The sequence below is a fragment of the Nocardiopsis sp. YSL2 genome (genome assembly GCF_030555055.1).
GTDB lineage: Bacteria > Actinomycetota > Actinomycetes > Streptosporangiales > Streptosporangiaceae > Nocardiopsis.
The window spans coordinates 1,788,715-1,808,241 of sequence record NZ_JAMOAO010000001.1 but is presented as its reverse complement, the minus strand read 5'-3'; the positions used below and the strand labels follow the sequence as shown (position 1 = coordinate 1,808,241).

13 protein-coding genes are annotated in these 19,527 nt (G+C 71.9%); 4 read left to right on the top strand and 9 right to left on the bottom strand.

The features are described 5' to 3' along the window. Nucleotides 1–43: 43 nt before the first annotated feature. The 6 genes from M1P99_RS07790 to M1P99_RS07765 form a co-directional block, all read right to left on the bottom strand. Nucleotides 44–1,099, bottom strand: a complete 1,056-nt coding sequence (locus M1P99_RS07790) for a TerC family protein (RefSeq protein WP_304451980.1) — start codon at nucleotides 1,097–1,099, stop codon at nucleotides 44–46. Between the two features lie 437 nt (nucleotides 1,100–1,536). Further along, nucleotides 1,537–3,099, bottom strand: a complete 1,563-nt coding sequence (locus M1P99_RS07785; protein ID WP_304451979.1) for an Nramp family divalent metal transporter — start codon at nucleotides 3,097–3,099, stop codon at nucleotides 1,537–1,539. Nucleotides 3,100–3,316: 217 nt separating this feature from the next. Next, entirely contained in the window at nucleotides 3,317–5,470 is a 2,154-nt protein-coding gene (locus M1P99_RS07780) for an acetate--CoA ligase family protein (protein WP_304451978.1), read from the bottom strand. A 4-nt stretch (nucleotides 5,471–5,474) separates the two neighbouring features. Further along, a complete protein-coding gene (gene frc / locus M1P99_RS07775) occupies nucleotides 5,475–6,704 on the bottom strand; it encodes a formyl-CoA transferase (RefSeq protein ID WP_304451977.1) in 1,230 nt (409 codons plus the stop codon). A 17-nt stretch (nucleotides 6,705–6,721) separates the two neighbouring features. Beyond that, nucleotides 6,722–8,425 carry a thiamine pyrophosphate-binding protein gene (locus M1P99_RS07770; RefSeq protein ID WP_304451976.1) on the bottom strand — a complete coding sequence of 568 codons (1,704 nt, stop codon included), beginning with the start codon at nucleotides 8,423–8,425 and terminating at the stop codon, nucleotides 6,722–6,724. 145 nt (nucleotides 8,426–8,570) lie between these two features. Continuing rightward, nucleotides 8,571–9,962, bottom strand: coding sequence for an MFS transporter (locus M1P99_RS07765; RefSeq protein ID WP_304451975.1), 1,392 nt, complete (start codon nucleotides 9,960–9,962; stop codon nucleotides 8,571–8,573). Between the two features lie 150 nt (nucleotides 9,963–10,112). On the opposite strand from M1P99_RS07765, the gene sucC reads away from it, so the two are divergent. The 4 genes from sucC (at nucleotide 10,113) to M1P99_RS07745 (ending at nucleotide 15,290) form a co-directional block, all read left to right on the top strand. Next, nucleotides 10,113–11,294, top strand: a complete 1,182-nt coding sequence (gene sucC, locus M1P99_RS07760; protein WP_304451974.1) for an ADP-forming succinate--CoA ligase subunit beta — start codon at nucleotides 10,113–10,115, stop codon at nucleotides 11,292–11,294. 14 nt (nucleotides 11,295–11,308) lie between these two features. Then, complete coding sequence (sucD, locus tag M1P99_RS07755; protein ID WP_304451973.1) at nucleotides 11,309–12,247, top strand: succinate--CoA ligase subunit alpha; 939 nt, start codon at nucleotides 11,309–11,311, stop codon at nucleotides 12,245–12,247. Beyond that, complete coding sequence (locus tag M1P99_RS07750; protein WP_304451972.1) at nucleotides 12,244–13,791, top strand: aldehyde dehydrogenase family protein; 1,548 nt, start codon at nucleotides 12,244–12,246, stop codon at nucleotides 13,789–13,791. The genes sucD and M1P99_RS07750 overlap by 4 nt, the downstream gene beginning before the upstream one ends. A 368-nt stretch (nucleotides 13,792–14,159) precedes the next feature. Continuing rightward, the gene (locus M1P99_RS07745) at nucleotides 14,160–15,290 is read left to right on the top strand and encodes a S1 family peptidase (protein ID WP_304451971.1); all 1,131 of its coding nucleotides are present in this window, start codon (nucleotides 14,160–14,162) and stop codon (nucleotides 15,288–15,290) included. A 95-nt stretch (nucleotides 15,291–15,385) separates the two neighbouring features. Here the strand turns inward: M1P99_RS07745 and fdhD are convergent, their stop codons facing one another. From fdhD to M1P99_RS07730, 3 genes are all read right to left on the bottom strand, one after another. Beyond that, complete coding sequence (gene fdhD / locus M1P99_RS07740) at nucleotides 15,386–16,267, bottom strand: formate dehydrogenase accessory sulfurtransferase FdhD (RefSeq protein WP_304455623.1); 882 nt, start codon at nucleotides 16,265–16,267, stop codon at nucleotides 15,386–15,388. Nucleotides 16,268–16,379: 112 nt separating this feature from the next. Then, on the bottom strand, nucleotides 16,380–17,351 hold the full coding sequence (locus M1P99_RS07735) for a 2Fe-2S iron-sulfur cluster-binding protein (RefSeq protein ID WP_304451970.1): 972 nt from the start codon (nucleotides 17,349–17,351) through the stop codon (nucleotides 16,380–16,382). Between the two features lie 61 nt (nucleotides 17,352–17,412). Next, nucleotides 17,413–19,395 (bottom strand): NAD(P)H-dependent oxidoreductase subunit E, encoded by a 1,983-nt coding sequence (locus tag M1P99_RS07730; RefSeq protein ID WP_304451969.1) that lies wholly within the window; start codon nucleotides 19,393–19,395, stop codon nucleotides 17,413–17,415. Nucleotides 19,396–19,527: the final 132 nt, after the last annotated feature.

Genomic DNA, 19,527 nt, shown 5'->3' with positions numbered 1-19,527 from the left:
ACCGGCGGGACCGCACGCGCGCGGGCGCGGCCCCGCGCGGGGCTCACCCGCCCACGCGGGTGGGGACCTCGTCGTCGTCCTCAGGCCGCCCCTGGGCGGCAGCGGCGCCGGCCGATGCGGACGCGTCCTCGGCGCCGTCGACGTCGACGGCCTTGGGGGCCTTGGCCCTGACGCTGATCAGGCTGGTCACGGTCGTGATGGCGAGCGTGGCCAGGATGACGAGCAGGGACGTCACGGTGCCGATCTCGGGCACGTGCCAGTCGGTGGTCTCGTGCAGGGCGTGCAGGATGAGCTTCAGTCCGATGAAGCCCAGGATCACGGACAGGCCCTTGTTCAGGTGCACGAGCTTCGTCAGCAGCCCACCGATGAGGAAGTACAGCTGGCGCAGCCCCATCAGTGCGAAGGCGTTGGCGGTGAAGACCAGGTAGGGCTCCTGGGTGATGCCGAAGATGGCGGGGATCGAGTCGAGCGCGAACAGGATGTCGGTGAGGCCGACGGCGATCATCACCATCAGCATCGGCGTGACCACGCGCCTGCCGTCGATGCGCACGGTCAGCCTGGCCTCGTGGTACCGGTCGGTGGTCGGCAGGAACCGCCGGACCATCCGGACCGCACCGTTCTCCTGGTAACCCTCCTCTTCCTCTCCCGACTCGGTGATCAGCTTCCACGCCGTGTACAGCAGGAACGCACCGAAGAGGAAGAACACGCCGGCGAAGGCGTTCACGACCGCCGCGCCCAGGGCGATGAACAGGCCCCGGAACAGCAGGGCGAGCGCGATGCCCACCAGCAGCACCCGCTGGCGGTGCTCGGCCGGGACCGCGAACGACCCCAGGATCAGGATGAAGACGAACAGGTTGTCGACGCTCATCGAGTACTCGACGATCCAGCCGGTGAAGAAGTCCAGGCTCTGGGCCGGGGTGCTCAGGAAGCCGAGGCCGATGCCGAAGACGACGGCCAGGGACACGTAGACGCCGATCCAGGCGGCCGACTCCCGCATCGAGGGCTCATGGGGTCTGCGCGCGATGATGACGAAGTCGACCGCGATGACGGCCAGGAGGACCGTGATGGTGACGGCCCAGACCCACGGTTGGATGTCCACGTTGTCTGTCTCCATGTGCTCGTGCGGGCACAGTGGTGCCGGCGGAGTGGCGGCGAGGCCGCTCCGCCGGCACCACGGTGACGGTCAGGAGGTGTTCGGGGGCTTTCGACGGGCCCTGGGGCCCGTCGTCGGTGGTCGGGGTGGACGGGGTGGTCCGTGCAGCAGCGCTCGCTCGGCCCCGCCGTACCGGCACAGGAGCCGGTCGGCCGGGCCAGGGCAGGGTCCGCGCACCGGCACGCGCCGGGGGCGCCGCCGCGCCGGTGCCGAAGACCCCTCGCGCCAGGAGCACACAGTACCGGGCACCGGGCCGGGGGACCGCCGAGCCCCGCGGCGGCGCTGACGGCGGCCCCGGCGGAGGGGCGTCCCCGGGGCACACGGACGGCCCCCGGCGGAGCACGTCGCCGGGGGCCGTCCGTGTGCCGGAGGTCCGTGCCGCGTCAGCCGAACAGCGGCTGCAGGTACTCCAGGTAGAGGATGTAGCAGCTGATCCCGAGGAGCCCGGCCACGCCGGTCCAGGCCCAGGCGAACATGAACCTGGACGGCAGGAACGGTGCGTCCTCCGAGGTGAAGTTGTCCTTGATGGCCTTGATGTTGAGCCAGTACAGAACCGGGGAGAACAGCAGGGCCAGGAACGACGCGATCTGCACCACGAGGATGGGCTCGGGCAGTCCGAAGATGATCGCGGTGCCCGCCACTACCCACAGGATCTGGAAGCCCCGGTAGATGAACGCGCGGATGCCGGGGGTGTCCCACGCGCGGTGGAGCCGCACGCACACCTCCTCGAAGATCCGTGCCTGGCCGTCGAAGTAGGTGAAGACCGTCGACCACAGCGCGGCCACGCCGCCGGCGATGATGACCGGGAAGATCCACACACCGAACGTCTCGGTGTAGATGCTCGCGATCGTCAGGCCCATCTCACTCGACTCCGGGACGATCCCGCGCGGGTTGAGGACCACGGCGCCGACGATGAGGAACGCCATCCCCGTGATCATGGAGATCACGTAGGAGATGTTCATGTCGCGCTTGAACAGCTTCAGGTGGTTGCGCAGATAGTTCGGGGCCAGGTCGACCCGGTACCCCTCCCGCTCCAGCTCACGTACGCGGACCATGCCGCTCTTCTTGTCCACGGCCCAGTTGGACTGCATGGGCGCGACCTCGACGGTCGTGGGGAAGTACCCCCACATGGCGCCGAAGAGCAGGAGCGCGCCCACCGGGGGGAGGGTGGGAGCCAGCCGCGTCAGGTACTCCCCGGGCGGCGGGCTCTGCAGGACGAAGGCCAGGAGCACGCACGCCGCGAACACGATGATGGCGATCTTGACCGCGAGTTCCAGCGCCTTGTACTTGCCCGCCCACAGGACGGCGACGCTGGAGAGCAGGACGAGGACGGCCCAGGCCGTCAACGGGAGGAAGGGGAAGGCCGCCCACAGCATCGCGGCGGCTCCCAGGGCCCTGCCCGCGATCCCGAAGGTGTTGGCGAGCGACTGGAAGCCCAGATACCACAGGGGCCAGTTGCCGCGCCCCTTGCCGGTGCGCTCGTAGGCCTCCATGATGCTCTCGCCGCGCACCAGCGTGTAGCGGTGCGCGAACTCGAAGGCGCAGTACTTGAGCAGGTAGGCGAACGGGATGACCCACAGGAGCACGTATCCGTACTGCGCTCCGGCCGTGGGTCCGTGCATGATGTGGCTGGCCCCGATGCCGGTCATGGCCGCGGCGATACCCGGGCCCATGGCCCGCCACGTGTCGCGCACGCCCGTGCCGGGCGCCTCGAGGCGGATGCTCCTGCGGGGGGCGTCCGCCTCGGCGGGGGACGGTGTGCCGGTGTCCGCGGGGGGCGGACGGTCGGCCGGGCCGGGTGGCTGGTCGGTGCCCGTCGGGCCGGAGGGTCCGGCGGAGGTGTCCGGCTCGGTGGAGCGCTGTGCGGGGATGTGCGGGCGGTCGTAGGTCTTCTCGGACCGGGGCTCGGTGCCCGCGTGTTCGGAGGGATCGGGGGGTGGGGTCATCTGAGGACTCCCTCATCTACTTGTCACATGTGTGTTTCACTGCCCCCTACAGCCCCCAGGGACACGCTCTCCTCTCGCTGGACACCGGGGCGGCTCCCGGTGGTACCGATGGTGTCGGGTGGTCCGGGGGAGCACACGGCGGCTTCGCGTGCCCTCCCGGGCGATGGCGGGTGACGGGTGGACGGGGCGTCCCGGCCAAGGGCGCCCCCACCCGCGATCAGAGCAGCCCGGCCGAGCGGGCCCAGCGGTACTTCGCGCCCAGCACCTTCACCGGCATCTCGGTGGTGTAGGGATAGGCGACGATCCCGTGGTCGAACAGCTTGGCGCTGGCGGCCTCCACCTCGGTGTCACCCGAGAGCGAGGCCACGATCGGTTTGTCGATCCCCGCCGCGCGGGCCCTGGTCGCCACGTCGATGACGACGTCGGCGAAGACCAGCGGCGGGGTGACGATGGTGTGCCAGTAACCCAGGACCAGGGAGTGCACCCGGGGGTCCTCCAGGCCGAGGCGGATGGTCTTCTCGTAGGTGGAGGGCGGCTCCCCGCCGGTGATGTCCACCGGGTTCCCGGCGGCACCGAACGGCGGGATGAAGGCGCGGAAGGCCTCGTCCAGGTCCGTCGGGATCTCGTACAGCGACATCCCGTTGTCCACCACGGCGTCGGACAGCAGGACGCCCGAACCGCCGGCTCCGGTGATGATGACGACGTTCTCACCGGACGGGGCGGCCATGACGGGCAGCGCCCGGCCGTACTCCAGCAGCTCGGTCAGGCCCGGAGCCCGGACCACGCCCGCCTGGCGCAGGATGTCGTCGTAGACCTTGTCGTCGCCGGCGAGCGCGCCCGTGTGCGAACCCGCGGCGCGGGCGCCGGCGGAGGTACGGCCCGCCTTGAGCACGATGACGGGCTTCTTCGGTACGACCTCGCGGGCGGCGGCGACGAACGCCCGGCCGTCCTTGAGGTCCTCCAGGTGCATGGCCACGGCGTTCGTGTTCTCGTCCTGGCCGAAGAAGGTGAGCAGGTCGTCCTCGTCGATGTCGGCCTTGTTGCCGACGCCGACGATCGCGGAGACCCCCGTGCGGGTGCTGCGGCTGTAGCCCAGGATCGCCATGCCGATGCCACCGGACTGGGAGGTCAGCGCGGTGCCCCCGGCCACGTCGTAGGGGGTGCAGAAGGTCGCCGACAGCTTCTGGGGCGTGTAGTAGTAGCCGTAGATGTTGGGGCCCAGGAGGCGCACGCCGTGTCGGCGGGCCACCTCCAGGACCTCCGCCTGGAGTTCGTGCTCGCCGGTCTCGGCGAAGCCCGACGGAATGAGGATCGCGCCCGCCACGCCCTTGCGTCCGGCGTCCTCCAGGGCCGCCGCGACGGACGCGGCGGGGATGGCGAAGACCGCGACGTCCACGTCGCCGGGGACGTCGGCGATCGAGGCGTAGGCCGTCCGGCCGTAGACCTCGGGCGCCTTGGGGTTGACCGGGTGGATCTCGCCCTCGTACCCGCCGTCGACGATGTTGCGGATGACGGAGTTGCCGATCTTGCCCGCCTCGTTGGAGGCGCCGACGATCGCGATCGAGCGGGGCTTGAAGATGCGCTCCATCGACCCCAGGATCTCCTCACGGGAGAACGTGCGCGGGCCCTGGGCGGGCTCGAAGTCCAGCACGAAGCGCAGGTCGGCGGCGATCGCGCCGTCCTCGGACGCGAACACGGGGTTGAGGTCGGCCTCGGCGATCTCGGGGAAGTCCGCGACCAGGTCCGAGAGCCTGACCAGGATGTCGGCCAGCGCCTCGCGGTCCACCGCCGCGGCTCCGCGCACTCCGTCGAGCACCTCGGCCGTGCGGATGTCGCCGATCTGGGACAGCGCCTCCCCACGGGTCAGCGGTGCCAGCCGGAAGGACACGTCCTTGAGGACCTCCACCAGCACGCCGCCCAGGCCGAACACCACCACCTTGCCGAAGGTGGGGTCGGTGGTGGCGCCGATGAGCACCTCCAGGCCGCCGCCCACCATCTGCTGGATCTGCACGCCGTCGATCCGGGCGTCGGCGTCGTAGGCGCGGGCGTTGGCCACGATGCGCTCGTAGGCCGCGTTCACCGCCTCGGCGGTGTCCAGGCCCACCTCGACGCCGCCGGCGTCGGTCTTGTGCAGGATGTCGGGGGAGACGATCTTGGCGACCACGGGCAGGCCCAGTTCCTGGGCCAGGGCGGCGGCCTCCTCGGCGGAGGTCGCCAGCGCCTCCCCTGGAACGGGGATGCCGTAGGCCTGGGCGAGTGCCAGGCCCTCGGGCGCGGTGAGCGCGGTGCGGCCCGCCGCGCGTGCGCGGTCCAGGACCTCGCGCACGGCGGCGCGGTCGTGGTCGGACCGCTCGGGGGTGTAGACGGCCATGGGTCTAGATCACTCCGTTCGATGAGAGTTCGGCCAGCTCTTCGGCGGTCAGGCCCAGTTCGCCGCCGTAGACGTCCTCGTTGTGCTCGCCGAGCAGGGGGGAGCGTTCGACGTCCACCGGCGAGTCGGAGAGCCGGATCGGCGAGGCGACGGTGTGGTACTCGCCGCGCTCGGGGTGCTCGACCGTGGTGACGACTCCGTTGGCGCGCAGCGTGGGGTCGTCGATGATCTCCCGGGTGGACAGGATGGGCCCGCAGGGGATGTTGTGCTTGTTCAGTTCGGCCAGGACCTCCCACTTGGGGAGCCGGCTGGACCACTCCTCGATCAGGGAGAAGACCTTGTCGAGCTTGTCCAGCCGGGCCTCGGGCGTGGCCCACTCGGGGTCCTCGACCAGCTCGGGCCGGCCGATGAGCGTGGTGATGGGCGCCCAGCCCGGGGGTTGGATGATGACGTAGACGTAGTCGTTGGGTCCGCCGGGCGCGGTGCGCACCGCCCAGCCGGGCTGTCCGCCGCCGGAGGCGTTGCCCGAGCGGGGGACCTCGTCGCCGAAGTCCTCGTTGGGGTACTCCGCGAGGGGCCCGTGCTCCAGCCGCTGCTGGTCGCGCAGTTTGACGCGGCACAGGTTGAGGACGGCGTCCTGCATGGCGACCTGGACGCGCTGGCCCTGCCCGGTGCCGGTGCGCTGGAGCAGCGCGGCGAGGATACCGGCCACTGTATGCATTCCCGTGCCCGAATCGCCGATCTGCGCGCCCGTGGCCATCGGCGGCCCGTCCTCGAAGCCGGTGGTGCTCATCGAGCCCCCCATGGCCTGCGCGATGACCTCGTAGGCCTTGAAGTCGGCGTAGGCACCGGGCCCGAAGCCCTTGATCGAGGCGTAGACCAGGCGGGGGTTGGCCTCCTGGAGCACCTCCCAGGTGAAGCCCATCCGGTCCAGGGCGCCCGGCGCGAAGTTCTCCACCAGGACGTCGCTGCGCCGGACCAGGTCGAGGAAGATCTCCTTGCCGCGCTCGCTCTTGGTGTTGAGCGTGACGCTGCGCTTGTTGGAGTTGAGCATCGTGAAGTACAGGCTGTCCACGCCGGGCTTGTCCCGCAGTTGGCGCCGGGTGATGTCGCCGGTGACCGCCTCGACCTTGAGGACGTCGGCGCCCATCCAGGCCAGGATCTGTGTCGCCGAGGGGCCCGACTGGACGTGTGTCATGTCCAGGACGCGGATCCCGTCGAGTGCCTTGCCCATGGGTTCTCCTTCCCGGGCTACTTGTACATCGTCTGGTTCATCGTTCCGGGCGCGTAGACCTCGGGGTCGATCCAGACGTTGATCAGGGAGGGCTTGCCCGACTCGCGGGCGCGGCGCAGCGCGGGCGCGATGTCGGCCGGATCGCGGACCTCTTCCCCGTGCCCGCCGAGCATCGTGGCGAACTCGGCGTAGTTGACGTCGCCCAGGGTGTTGCCGATCTCGCCGCGGTCGGCGCCGTATTTGGCGATCTGGCCGTAGCGGATCTGGTTCATGGACGAGTTGTTGCCGACGATCCCGACGAAGGGCAGGTCGAAGCGGACCAGGGTCTCGAAGTCCCAGCCGGTGAGGCTGAAGGCACCGTCGCCGAAGAGCGCGACGACCTCCTTGTGCGGGAGGGCCTGCTTGGCCGCCATGACGAACGGGATGCCCACGCCGAGGGTGCCCAGGGGCCCCGGGTCCATCCAGTGGCCGGGCGACTTGGGCTGCACGACCTGTCCGGAGAAGGTGACGATGTCGCCGCCGTCGCCGACGTAGACGGAGTCCTCGGTGAGGAACTCGTTGATCTCGTTGACCAGCCGGTAGGGGTGGATCGGCGTGGAGTCGGAGGTGAGCAGGTGGGCGCGCTTGTCGAGCGCGGCCTGCTCCTGGGTGCGCAGCTCCTCCAGCCAGCTCTTGCGGCCCTGGGCGCCGGTGTCGCCGTAGGCGGACGTGGCCTGCAGGACGGCGGACAGGATCGCGTCGGCGTCCCCGACCAGGCCGAGGTCGATGTCGCGGTTCTTGCCGACGGTCGCGTAGTTCAGGTCGATCTGGACGACGGTGGCGTCGGGGGAGAGCCGCTTGCCGTAGCCCATCCGGAAGTCGAACGGCGTGCCGACGATGATGATGAGGTCGGAGTTGGTGAAGGCGTAGCGGCGGGAGAGCTGGAAGTGGTGGGGGTCGCCCGGGGGTAGCGTGCCGCGTCCGGCGCCGTTCATGTACGCGGGGATGTTGAGCGCGCGGACGAGCTCGACGGAGGTGTCGGTGGCGCGGGTGGTCCACACCTGGTTGCCGAGCAGGATGCTGGGGCGCTCGGAGCGCACGATGAGGTCGGCCAGCCGCTCGATGTCGGCGGGGTCGCCGGCCTGGCGGGTGGAGGCGCGGTAGCGGCCCTTGGCGGGGATGCGCGCCTGGTCGAGGGGGACCCGCGCGTCCAGGATGTCGCGGGGGATCTCCAGGAAGGAGGGGCCGGGGGCGCCGTTGAGCGACTCGCGGAAGGCCATGGAGACCAGGTCGGCCACGCGCTCGGTGTGCGGGACGGTGGCGGCGAACTTGGAGATCGGGTTGATCATGTCGACGTGCGGCAGGTCCTGCAGCGAGCCCATCTTGTGCTGGCTGAGGGCGCCCTGGCCGCCGATGACGAGCATCGGGCTCTCCGCGCGATAGGCGTTGGCGATCCCGGTGACCGCGTCCGTGGTGCCGGGGCCCGCGGTGACGACGGCGCAGCCGGGCTTGCCGGTGATGCGGGCGTAGCCGTCGGCGGCGTGCGCGGCGACCTGCTCGTGGCGGACGTCGATGACGTCGATGCCCTCGTCGGCGCAGCCGTCGTAGATGTCGATGATGTGTCCACCGCAGAGCGTGTAGATGACGTCGACGCCCTCGGCCTTGAGCGCTTTGGCCACCAGGTGGCCGCCGGAGATCGTGGTGTCGCTACTGGTGCTGGTGTTGGGTGTGCCCTCGGCCATCGGTGCGACGACCCCTTTCGTGCGGGTTCCGTGCTGATGTGGGTGCTGGGTGCTGGGTGCCGGTGCTCATGTGGTGCGTGAGCGACACGGGGGACGGTGTCCAGGTGGGTGTCTTCTGTAGGCGGGATACTGTATACCGTCTGCATCACATTGGAGCACGCCGCCGCCGCGCTGTCCAGATCCTCTGGCGGATCGGCAGCGTCCGGACCGGGAACGGGCGGCGCAGCGCACCCGTGAGCAGGGCCCCTGCGGCGAGCGCCGCGGCGGCGGCGAACAGCCAGGACGCCGTCGCGGGCGCCAGGGCCAGCAGGGCGACCGCCCCGCCCACCCCGAGCAGTCCGCCGACCGCCTTGGAGCTGTGGACCAGGCGGGGGATCCCCGCCGCGCGGTCCGACCCGAAATGGGCCTCGGTGACCGCTCGGCTGAGCGGGTAGCAGGACCCGGTCCCGGCGCCCGCCACCGCCGCCAGCGCCACCACGAGGGCGGTCGGGCCGGCCTCCGCGACGGCGGCGAGGCCGGCCAGGGCGAGCGCGGCCGCGCCCAGCAGTACGCCGAGCAGGCGGCGCCGACCGGTCCGCTCCACGGCCGCCCCGGAGACGATCCGGCCCAGGCCGCTGGCCGCGGCGAAGGCCGTGGCCGCGGTGGCGGTCTCCGCGGCGGGGCGGTCGGCCGCGACCAGCACCAGCGGCAGGACGGCGATCGTGAACAGCCCGCCCGCGCCGGACAGGGCCACGACCGCGTGCAGGGCCGGCAGGGACGGGCCGCTGGCCCAGGCCTGGGCGGTGCTGAAGTCCGCCGCGGCCGGCGGGTCGGCGTTCCCGCGCAGCGCGAGCGCGCGGGGGTCGGCGCCCGGTGGCCACCACCGGCGCGGGGCGTGGCGCTGGCCGACCCCGCCCACCAGGCCCAGGAAAAGGACGGACGCGGCGAGCGCGGTGGCGGCCGCGGGCAGCGGAGCGGGGGAGGGGGCCAGGGCCAGGGCGGGCACCAGGGGGGCCGCGCCGAGCGCGAAGGCGCCCCCGACGGCGCCGAACCGGATTCCGGGCCGGTCGGGGAACCAGCCGCCGACCAGGTCGGCGCAGGAGTGGTAGACGAGTCCGGCGCCCACGCCGCCCAGGACGCCGTAGGCGAGGGCGGCGGGGACGGGGGTCGACACGTGGCCGAGCGCCGTCAGCGCGGCGGCGCACAGGGCGGCGCCCGTGCCGATGGTCTGGCCCGGGGTCAGCAGGCGCCTGGCCGCGAGGTGGTGCGGCAGGGGCGCGGTGGCGCCCTGGAACAGGGCCCAGAGCAGGAACGGCACGAGCGCCAGGGCGGGGGACCAGCCGTGCGCGTCGATCAGGACGGGCACCGCGGTGCCGTAGCCGAACTGCAGTACGCCGATCGCCGCGACGGCGGCCAGCGCGCGGGCGAGCACGACGGGGCGGGAGACGCCGGTGAGTACGCGGGCGGTCGGACCGACACGGTAGCTGCGGCCCCGCCAGTCGCGCACGATCTCGGTGCGGGCCGGGTGCGGAGGGTCGGGGGTGGGGTGTCCTGACATGGCGCGACCTCCTTGCATACAGTATGCAAATCCACTGGCGACCTGGGAAGGGGTGGCGCAGGGCACATTTTTCACCGGAGGGGGTATTGAATACTGCATACAGTATGGAGTACCACTGAAGAGTCGGGACCCAGGCGACAAGGAGGCACGGTGGATCTCCATGAGTACGAGGCCAAACAGCTCTTCGGTGAGTACGGGGTGCGCCTCGTGGAGGGCGAGATAGCCGACACCCCGGACCAGGTCCGGCTCGCGGCCGGACGGATCGGCCACAGGGTCGTGGTGAAGGCGCAGGTCAAGACGGGTGGTCGCGGTAAGGCCGGCGGTGTGAAGGTGGCCGACGGCCCGGAACACGCCCGGGCCAGGGCCGAGGAGATCCTCGGCATGGACATCAAGGGCCACACGGTCCGCCGGGTCCTGGTCGAAGAGGCCTCCGACATCGCGGAGGAGTACTACTTCTCCTTCCTGCTGGACCGGGCCGACCGCACCTTCCTGTCGATCTGCTCCGCCCGGGGCGGGATGGAGATCGAGGAGGTCGCGGTCACCGACCCGGACGCCGTGGTGCGCACCCCGGTGGGCCCCGAGGGGGTCGACCGCGCGACTGCGCTGGAGATCTGCCGCGCCGCCAGGCTCCCCGAGGAGGTGCACGACTGCGCCGCCGCCACGATCGTCCAGCTGTGGGAGGTCGCGGTCGGGGAGGACGCCACGCTGGTGGAGGTCAACCCGCTGGTCCGCACGGCCGACGGGCGGATCGTCGCCCTCGACGGCAAGGTGACGCTCGACGACAACGCGGCCTTCCGGCACGCCGAGCGCGAGCCCTTCGCCGACGGCTCGGACACCGACCCGCGCGAGCTGCGGGCGCTGGCGAAGGGTCTGAACTACGTGAAGCTCGACGGTCAGGTCGGGATCATCGGCAACGGCGCGGGCCTGGTCATGTCCACGCTGGACGTGGTCGCCCACGCCGGTGAGAGCCAAGGGGTCGAGCCCGCCAACTTCCTGGACATCGGCGGCGGCGCCTCGGCCGAGGTGATGGCCGACGGCCTGGACATCATCCTGGGCGACCCGGCGGTCAAGAGCGTGTTCGTGAACGTGTTCGGCGGCATCACCGCGTGCGACGCGGTGGCCAACGGCATCGTGCAGGCGCTGGAGCTGCTGGAATCGCGCGGCGACGACCCGGGTCTGCGCAAGCTCGGCAAGCCGCTCGTCGTGCGCCTGGACGGCAACAACGCCGAACTGGGCCGCCGGATCCTGACCGAGCGCGCCCATCCCGCGGTGCGACAGGTCGACACGATGGACGGCGCCGCCGCACAGGCCGCCGAGCTCGCGGCGAAGTAGGGGACTGACACACCATGGCTATCTTCCTGAACAAGGACAGCAAGGTGCTGGTCCAGGGCATGACCGGCTCTGAGGGCACCAAGCACACCCGCCGCATGCTCGCCTCGGGCACCAGCATCGTGGGCGGGGTCAACCCGCGCAAGGCCGGCCAGAAGGTCGACTTCGACGGTACCGAGGTCCCGGTCTTCGGATCGGTGGCCGAGGGCATGGCCGCCACCGGCGCCGACGTCACGGTCATCTTCGTGCCGCCCAAGTTCTGCAAGGACGCGGTGTTCGAGGCCATCGACGCCGGGATCGGCCTGGCGGTGGTGATCACCGAGGGCATTCCGGTGCACGACACCGCGGCGTTCTGGGCGCACGCCCAGGCCAAGGGCAACAAGACGCGGATCATCGGTCCGAACTGCCCGGGTCTGATCACGCCGGGCCAGTCCAACGCGGGCATCATCCCGGCCGACATCGCCAAGCCGGGCCGGATCGGTCTGGTGTCGAAGTCGGGCACGCTGACGTACCAGATGATGTACGAGCTGCGCGACATCGGTTTCTCCTCGGCGGTGGGTATTGGCGGGGACCCGATCATCGGGACCACGCACATCGATGCTCTGGCGGCGTTCGAGGCGGACCCGGACACCGATGTGATCGTGATGATCGGTGAGATCGGTGGTGACGCGGAGGAGCGCGCGGCGGAGTTCGTCAAGGCGAACGTGACCAAGCCCGTGGTGGGGTACGTGGCGGGGTTCACCGCTCCCGAGGGCAAGACGATGGGTCACGCGGGGGCGATCGTGTCGGGTTCCTCGGGTACGGCCGCGGCGAAGAAGGAGGCCCTGGAGGCCGCCGGAGTCAAGGTCGGCAAGACCCCCACCGAGACCGCGCGGATCGTCCGCGCCGTTCTGAGCGGCTCCGTGCCCCGAGAGGAGGCGGGCGCCGGATCGGCCATGGCGCCCACGGCCCCATGACACTGATCCTCAAACCCGGCACCGACTGGGCCGCTCTCTACGAGCGCTGCCGCACCATCGCCCCCGAGGCCTTCACCGCCGACCGCGTCCTCAACCGCTGGGGCGGCGCGTGGCGCGCCGACGGCGAACCCCGCACCGCCCACTCGCCCGTGGACGGCTCGGAGATCGCGGGCCCGCCCATGCTCGACGGCCCCACCGCCGCGCGCGCCGTCGCGGCGGCCGCCACGGAACACCGGGCCTGGACCGCCGTCCCCCTCGACGAGCGCCGGGCACGGGTGCGCGCGACCGTCCGGGCCTGGGGCGAGCACCGCGACACCCTCGCGCTGGCGCTCGTGTGGGAGATCGGCAAGCCCTGGCGGCTGGCCCGCCAGGACGTCGACCGGGCGATCTCCGGCGTGGAGTGGTACCTGGACGAGATCGACCGGATGCTGGGCGGCCGGGCCGCCCTCGACGGCCCGGTCAGCAACATCGCGAGCTGGAACTACCCCATGAGCGTCCTGGCGCACGCGATGTGCGTGCAGGCGCTGGCCGGGAACGGCGTCATCGCCAAGACGCCCACCGACGGCGGCCTGGTCTGCCTGACCCTGGCCGTGGCCCTGGGCGTGCGCGAGGGCCTGCCGTTCACGCTGGTCGGCGGTGGCGGGCGCGACCTGTCCCCGTCCCTGGTCCGCGGCCCGGAGGTCGGGTGCGTGTCCTTCGTGGGCGGGCGTGACGCCGGCGGGCGCGTGGCGGCGGACCTGGCCGACCTGGACCGGCCGCACGTGCTGGAGCAGGAGGGCCTCAACTGCTGGGGCGTGTGGGAGTTCAGCGACTGGGACGCCCTCTCGGGGCAGATCCGCAGGACCTTCGACTACGCCAAGCAGCGCTGCACGGCCTACCCCCGGTTCGTCGTGCAGAGGTCCCGGTTCGACGCCTTCCTCCAGGCCTACCTCGCCGCCGTGGGCACCGTCCGCTTCGGCCACCCCCTCGCCGTCGCCGACCCCGGCGACGACCTGCCCGAACTCGACTTCGGTCCGGTGATCAACGCCGCCAAGGCCAAGGAACTCCGCGACGCCGTCGCCGAGGCGGTGGCGGGCGGCGCGGTGCCCCTCTACCGGGGCTCACTGGACGACGCCCTCCTGCTGCCGGGCCAGAACACCGACGCCTACGTGGCACCGGTGGCCCTGCTGGAGCCGCCGCGGCCCTCCCCGCTGTTCCACGCCGAGCCCTTCGGGCCGGTCGACTCGATCGTCCTGGTGGACACCGAGGCCGAGCTGCTGGCCGCCATGAACGCCAGCAACGGCGCGCTCGTGGCCACGATCTCCTGCGACGACGCCGACACCGCCGCGCAGCTGGCGTCGGGTGTACGGGCGTTCAAGGTCGGAGTCAACCGCCCCCGCTCCCGCGGCGACCGCGACGAGCTGTTCGGCGGGCTGGGCGACTCCTGGCGGGGCGCCTTCGTCGGTGGTGAACTCCTGGTCCACGCGGTCACCAGGGGGCCTGCGCCCGAACGCCTGCCCGGCAACTTCCCGCACTACACGCTGCGCCCGGAGGCGCGCGCCTGAGGACCATCCAGGAAGGACGGCCGCCTGGGGAACCACGGGAGGGTTCTCCGGGCGGCCTTCTCCGTCACCCGACGTCAGCGACCGGTGGCCGGATCAGGCCACGCACCCCCTCTGGCGCCCGGGGTGTGTCCGCGATAGATGCGCGGCGGACTGAGAGCGCTCCCACGATGCCCGATTTCCTCGCGGATATGCGTGTCCTCTCCTGGTGAAATGCCCGACTTCGGAGCGTGTTCATCCTGTTGCCGTCCGACTGGGAGGTCCTTTACTTTGGCCCGGTGTTCACCACCCAGTGAACACGCGGGCGAAATGTCCACCCTCCTGGCTCAGGAGCGCGCTCCTGTCCAGGTCCCCCAGGAAAGGGCAACATCTTGCATCGATCCCCCCTCGGACGAGCCGTCGGAACCACCACCCTCACGTTCGGACTGGCTCTGACCGCCACCAGCGCGGTCTCCGCTGACGAGATCCCCGCCGAGCAGATGGCCGCCATGCAGGAGGCCTTCGGTCTGAGCGAGGCCGGTGTCACCGACCTGCTCGACGCCCAGGACGAGGCCGCCGAACTGGAGGCCGAGCTGCGTGAGGAGCTCGGCTCCGACTTCGGCGGCGCCGTCTTCGACACCGACACCCACGAACTCACCGTCCAGGTCACCGAGGCACGGGCACTCGGCGACGTCCGCCGAGCGGGGGCCGTACCGGATCTGGTCTCCCACGGCGAAGACGTGCTCGCCGACGGAGTGGCGGCCCTGGACGAGGCCGACGCGCCCGCCACCGTCCACGGCTGGTACGCCGACCCCGAACTGGACACCGTCGTCATCGAGGTCGACGAGGGCGCGGCCGAGGACGCCGAGGCACTGGCCGCCGAGGCGGGCCTGGACGCCGTCACCGTCCAGGAGAGCGCGGACCGGCCGCGGACCTACACCGACATCGTCGGCGGCAACCCCTACTACTTCCAGGACGCCGGCAGCTGGTACGTGTGCTCCATCGGCTTCGGCGTCGTGGGCGGCTACGTCACCGCGGGCCACTGCGGAGACGAGGGCTCCGACACCTGGAACGACGTGCCCGGCACCGCGCAGATCGGCACGGTCGCCGGATCGGTCTTCCCGAAGAGCGACATGGCGTGGGTGGAGATCACCAGCCCCGACTTCACCGCCACCCCGCTGGTCAACGACTACGACGGCGGCGCCGTGACGGTCACCGGCTCGGCGGAGGCGCCCGTGGGCGCCGCGGTGTGCCGCTCGGGCCGGACGACCGGATGGCAGTGCGGCGTCATCGAGGCCAAGGACCAGACCGTGCGCTACCCCCGGGGCCAGCACGTCCACGGACTGACGCGCACCACCGCGTGCGCCGAGGGCGGCGACTCCGGCGGTTCCTGGCTGGCCGGCACCGAGGCCCAGGGCGTGACCTCCGGCGGCTCGGGCGACTGCACCTCGGGCGGGACCACCTACTTCCAGCCGATCAACCCGATCCTGGAGCGGTGGAACCTCACCCTCCTCACCGGCTGATCCCGGTCGGCCCCCGGTCGTGAGCGGCCGGGGGCCGCAGGCGCGGGGTCGGGCCCGGTCGGCGCAGGGGGCTAGCGCGCCGGCCGGGCCCGCGTCTACCGACCCGGAACGCGGACTCCCTCGGTGGCCGCAGGGGATGCGCCGGGCGCCCCCTCCAGAAGGATCCGTTGCCGTCCGGCGTAGACGTTCATGGAGCTGCCGCGCAGGAAGCCGACGAGGGTCATCCCCGCCTCCGCGGCCAGCTCGACGGCGAGGGACGAAGGAGCCGAGACCGCCGCCATCATCGGGATTCCGGCCATCCAGGCCTTCTGTACCAGTTCGAACGAGGCGCGCCCGGACACCATCAGCACCGTGTCGGTCAGCGGTACCCGGTTCGAGCGCAGCGCCCATCCGACCAGCTTGTCCACCGCGTTGTGGCGGCCCACGTCCTCCCGCAGCGCCAGCAGCTCGCCCTCGGGGGTGAAGAGACCGGCGGCGTGCAGGCCGCCCGTGCGGTCGAACACCCGTTGGGCGGTGCGCAGGCGGTCCGGCAGCGCCGTGAGCGTGTCGGTCCCGATCCGCATCCCGTCCCCGCCGACGTCCCAGGGGGCCTTCGTGCGCACGGCGTCCAGACTGGCCTTGCCGCACAGCCCGCAGGAGGAGGACGTGTAGAAGTTGCGCTCCAGCGAGGTGTCGGGCACCGGGACGCCCGCGGCCAGGGTCACGTCGAGCACGTTGTAGGTGTTCGACCCGTCCTCGGTGGCCCCGGCGCAGTAGCGGATGGCGACCAGGTCGCTCTCGCGGCCGATGACGCCCTCGCCCACCAGGAAGCCCGCCGCCAGGTCGAAGTCGTGACCGGGGGTGCGCATGGTGACGCTGAGCGGTGAGCCGTCCAGCCGGATCTCCAGCGGCTCCTCCACCACCATCGTGTCCACGCGCTCGGACGCCGACCCGTCCCTGATCCTGAGCACCTTGTCGCGAACCGTGACCCGACCCATGACCGCCACCGCCTTCCGGTGCATCCGCCTCTACTGTGACCGAACCAGTGCTCGTGCGGAACCCTCCGCGGGGTCCTGCGCGGACGCCGACCGGCCCCGCGCGGGTCCGTTCCTACAGAGGGTCCTTCTCCGCGCCCCGCGCCGAGCCCTCGCCCCGGCGCTGCACGTGCTGGAAACCGAACCGGCCCTTGATGCACAGGTTTCCATGGGTCACCGGGTTGTCGTGCGGGGAGGTGACCTTGACGATCTCGTTCTCCTGGACGTGCAGCGTCAGGTTGCAGCCGACCCCACAGTAGGTGCAGATCGTGGTCGTCTCGGTCTGGGCCGACTCGTCCCACGTGCCGGCCTGGCGCATGTCGAACTCGGTGGCGAACGACAGGGCCCCGGTCGGGCACACCTCGATGCAGTTGCCGCAGTACACGCAGGCGGAGTCGGTCAGCGGCGCGTCGTGCTCGGTCGAGATCCGGGCGTCGAACCCGCGGCCGGCCACCCCGATGGCGAACGAGTTCTGCCACTGGTCGCCGCAGGCGTCCACGCACTTGTAGCACATGATGCACTTGGAGTAGTCGCGCACGTACAGGTCGTTGTCGATCTTGGGCGGCTGCTCGACCGTGGCCGCCACCGACCCGTCCCCGGCCTCGTGCTCGCCCGCGCGGCGGGCGTCGCGCTCACCGAGCGGCGCGGGCTCCGAGCGCGGGCCGAACCGCCCCGGCTCCGCCTCGTAGCGCTCCATCCACTCCGGCACCCTCGGGGTGGTGGACAGGTCGACGGAGGAGCCGAGCAGCTCCAGGACCAGCTTGCGGCTGTGCCGCACGCGCTCGGAGTCGGTGTTCACGGACATGCCGGGCTCCAGCTTGCGCGAACAGGCGGGGGCGAGCGTGCGCGCGCCCTCCACCTCCACGACGCACACCCGGCAGGCGTTGCGCGGAGCCAGGGTGTCGCCGTAGCACAGGGTCGGGATCTCCGTCCCGGACGCCGAGCAGGCGTCCAGAACCGTGGTGCCCTCCGGGACGCGCACCTCCTCGCCGTCGATCGTCGCGTCGATCAGGCGCTTGGGCGGTGCGAGGTGAACGGGGACGGTCATGTGCTCTCCTTCGTCGCCGCCCGCGTGCCCGGGGCGGAGTGTGCTCTGGTGGCGGTGGGCATCAGGAGGTCTGCTTCCCGGCGGGCGCGCCCGGCGCGGCGCCGAACAGCCCGAGCCGGTCCACGGCCGACTCCACGGCGTTCCACGCGGTCTGGCCCAGGCCGCAGATCGAGGCGTCGCGCATGGCCTGGCCGACCTCGCGCAGCAGGGCGACCTCGCTCCCGGCGTCCGCGCCCCGGCTGATCCGCAGCAGGGACTCCTCCTGGCGGACGGTGCCGACCCGGCAGGGGACGCACTGCCCGCAGGACTCGTCGCGGAAGAAGGCGGCCACGCGGACGAGCGTGGCGACCAGGTCGGCGGTGTCGTCCAGGACCAGGACCACGCCCGAGCCCAGGGTGGTGCCCGCCGCGCGGGCCCCCTCGAAGGTGAGGGGGATGTCCAGTTCGTCGCCGCGGACGAAGGCCCCGGCCGCGCCGCCCAGCAGGACCGCCTGGATGCCGCGCCCCTCCGGCACGCCGCCCGCCGCCTCGATGAGGTCGCGCAGGGTGGCGCCGAACGGCAGCTCGTACAGGCCCGGACGGCGGACTCCGCCCGACAGGCAGAACAGCTTGGGCCCGGTGGAGCCCTCGGTCCCGACCGCCGCGTAGGCGGGCCCGCCCATGAGGAGGATCGGCAGCACGTTGACCAGCGTCTCGACGTTGTTGACGGCGGTCGGCTTGCCGAAGAGCCCCTTCTCGACGGGGAAGGGCGGCTTGGTGCGCGGCTCACCGCGCTCACCCTCGATGGACCCGAAGATGGCGGTCTCCTCGCCGCAGATGTAGGCGCCGGCGCCCCTGCGGATCTCGATGTCGAAGGAGAACCCCGAGCCCAGGACGTCGTCGCCGAGCAGGTCGCGCTCGCGGGCCACGGTGATCGCGTTCTCCAGGTGGCGCAGGGCCCGCGGGTACTCGCCGCGGATGTAGAGGTAGCCGGTGCGGGCGCCGATCGCGTACCCGGCGATGGTCATGGCCTCGATCAGGGAGAAGGGGTCGCCCTCCATGATGACGCGGTCCTTGAAGGTGCCCGGCTCGCTCTCGTCGGCGTTGCACACCAGGTAGTGCGGGCCGTCGGGCCGGCTCGCGGTCGCCTGCCACTTGCGTCCGGTGGGGAAGGCAGCGCCGCCCCGCCCCACCAGGCCGGAGTCGGAGACCTCGCGGAGCACGCCGGCCGGGCCCAGCCGCAGGGCCTCGCGCAACGCGGAGTAGCCGCCCTCGGCCCGGTAGTCGTCCAGGCTGAGCGGGTCCACGCGGCCGATCCTGCGGAGCAGGACGTGGTCGGGGGAGCCGGCGTCGGGAACGGCGTCGGCGGGGTCGGGTTCGGGGTGGCTCCCGGCGAGTGGGGTCTCGTCGAAGGTGGTGAGGGCGGCCGGGCGGTCCCGGTCGGAGGGTCCGTGGCCGTTGGCCGCGGGGCCGGGTCCGTGGCCGTTCGCGTGGCCGTCGGGGGCGGCCTCTGCCAGGGCGTCGAGCGCCTCCGGGGTGGCGGGCGCGGCGACGGCGGACCGGGGGCGGGTCCCGGCCTCGATGGCCAGGGCGGCGGGCGCGCGCTCGCACATCCCCAGGCAGGGGCTCTCGTGCCAGGCCACCTCGCCGTCGTGGCCGCCGGGCGGGCCGTGGCGCTCGGCGAGCCGGTCGCGCAGCGGTTCCGAACCCTTGGCGGCGCAGGCGATGTCGGTGCACAGGTGCACGACCCGCCGGGGACGCTCCTGGAGCGCGAACATCGCGTAGAAGGAGGCGACGGCGTAGGCCTCGGCCGGGGGGATGGTGAGCCGGCGGCAGACGTGGTCGAGCGCGCCGGGGCTGATCCAGCCGACACGGTCGTTGACCGCGTGCAGTGCGGGCAGGAGCAGGTCGCGCCGGTCGCGTGCCGCGTGGCCGCCCCGGGCGTAGCGCAGGTCGGTGTCCAGCCGGGTGCCGCCGTCCCAACCGGACTCGGGCGGTCCCAGGACGGAGTCGACGGCCTCGCGTTCGGCCTCGTTGGGCGTCTCGTCCAGGAATCTCAGGTCCACGCCTGGGTCACCTCTCCATCGCGTGTAAGCCAGATCACAGGATTCTGTATGCAGTGGACAGTATGATGTGTGCGGCCGGATGACAACCCCCCGGTGTGAACCGGGTGGGGGTCCGGGTCCGGGTGGGTGGCC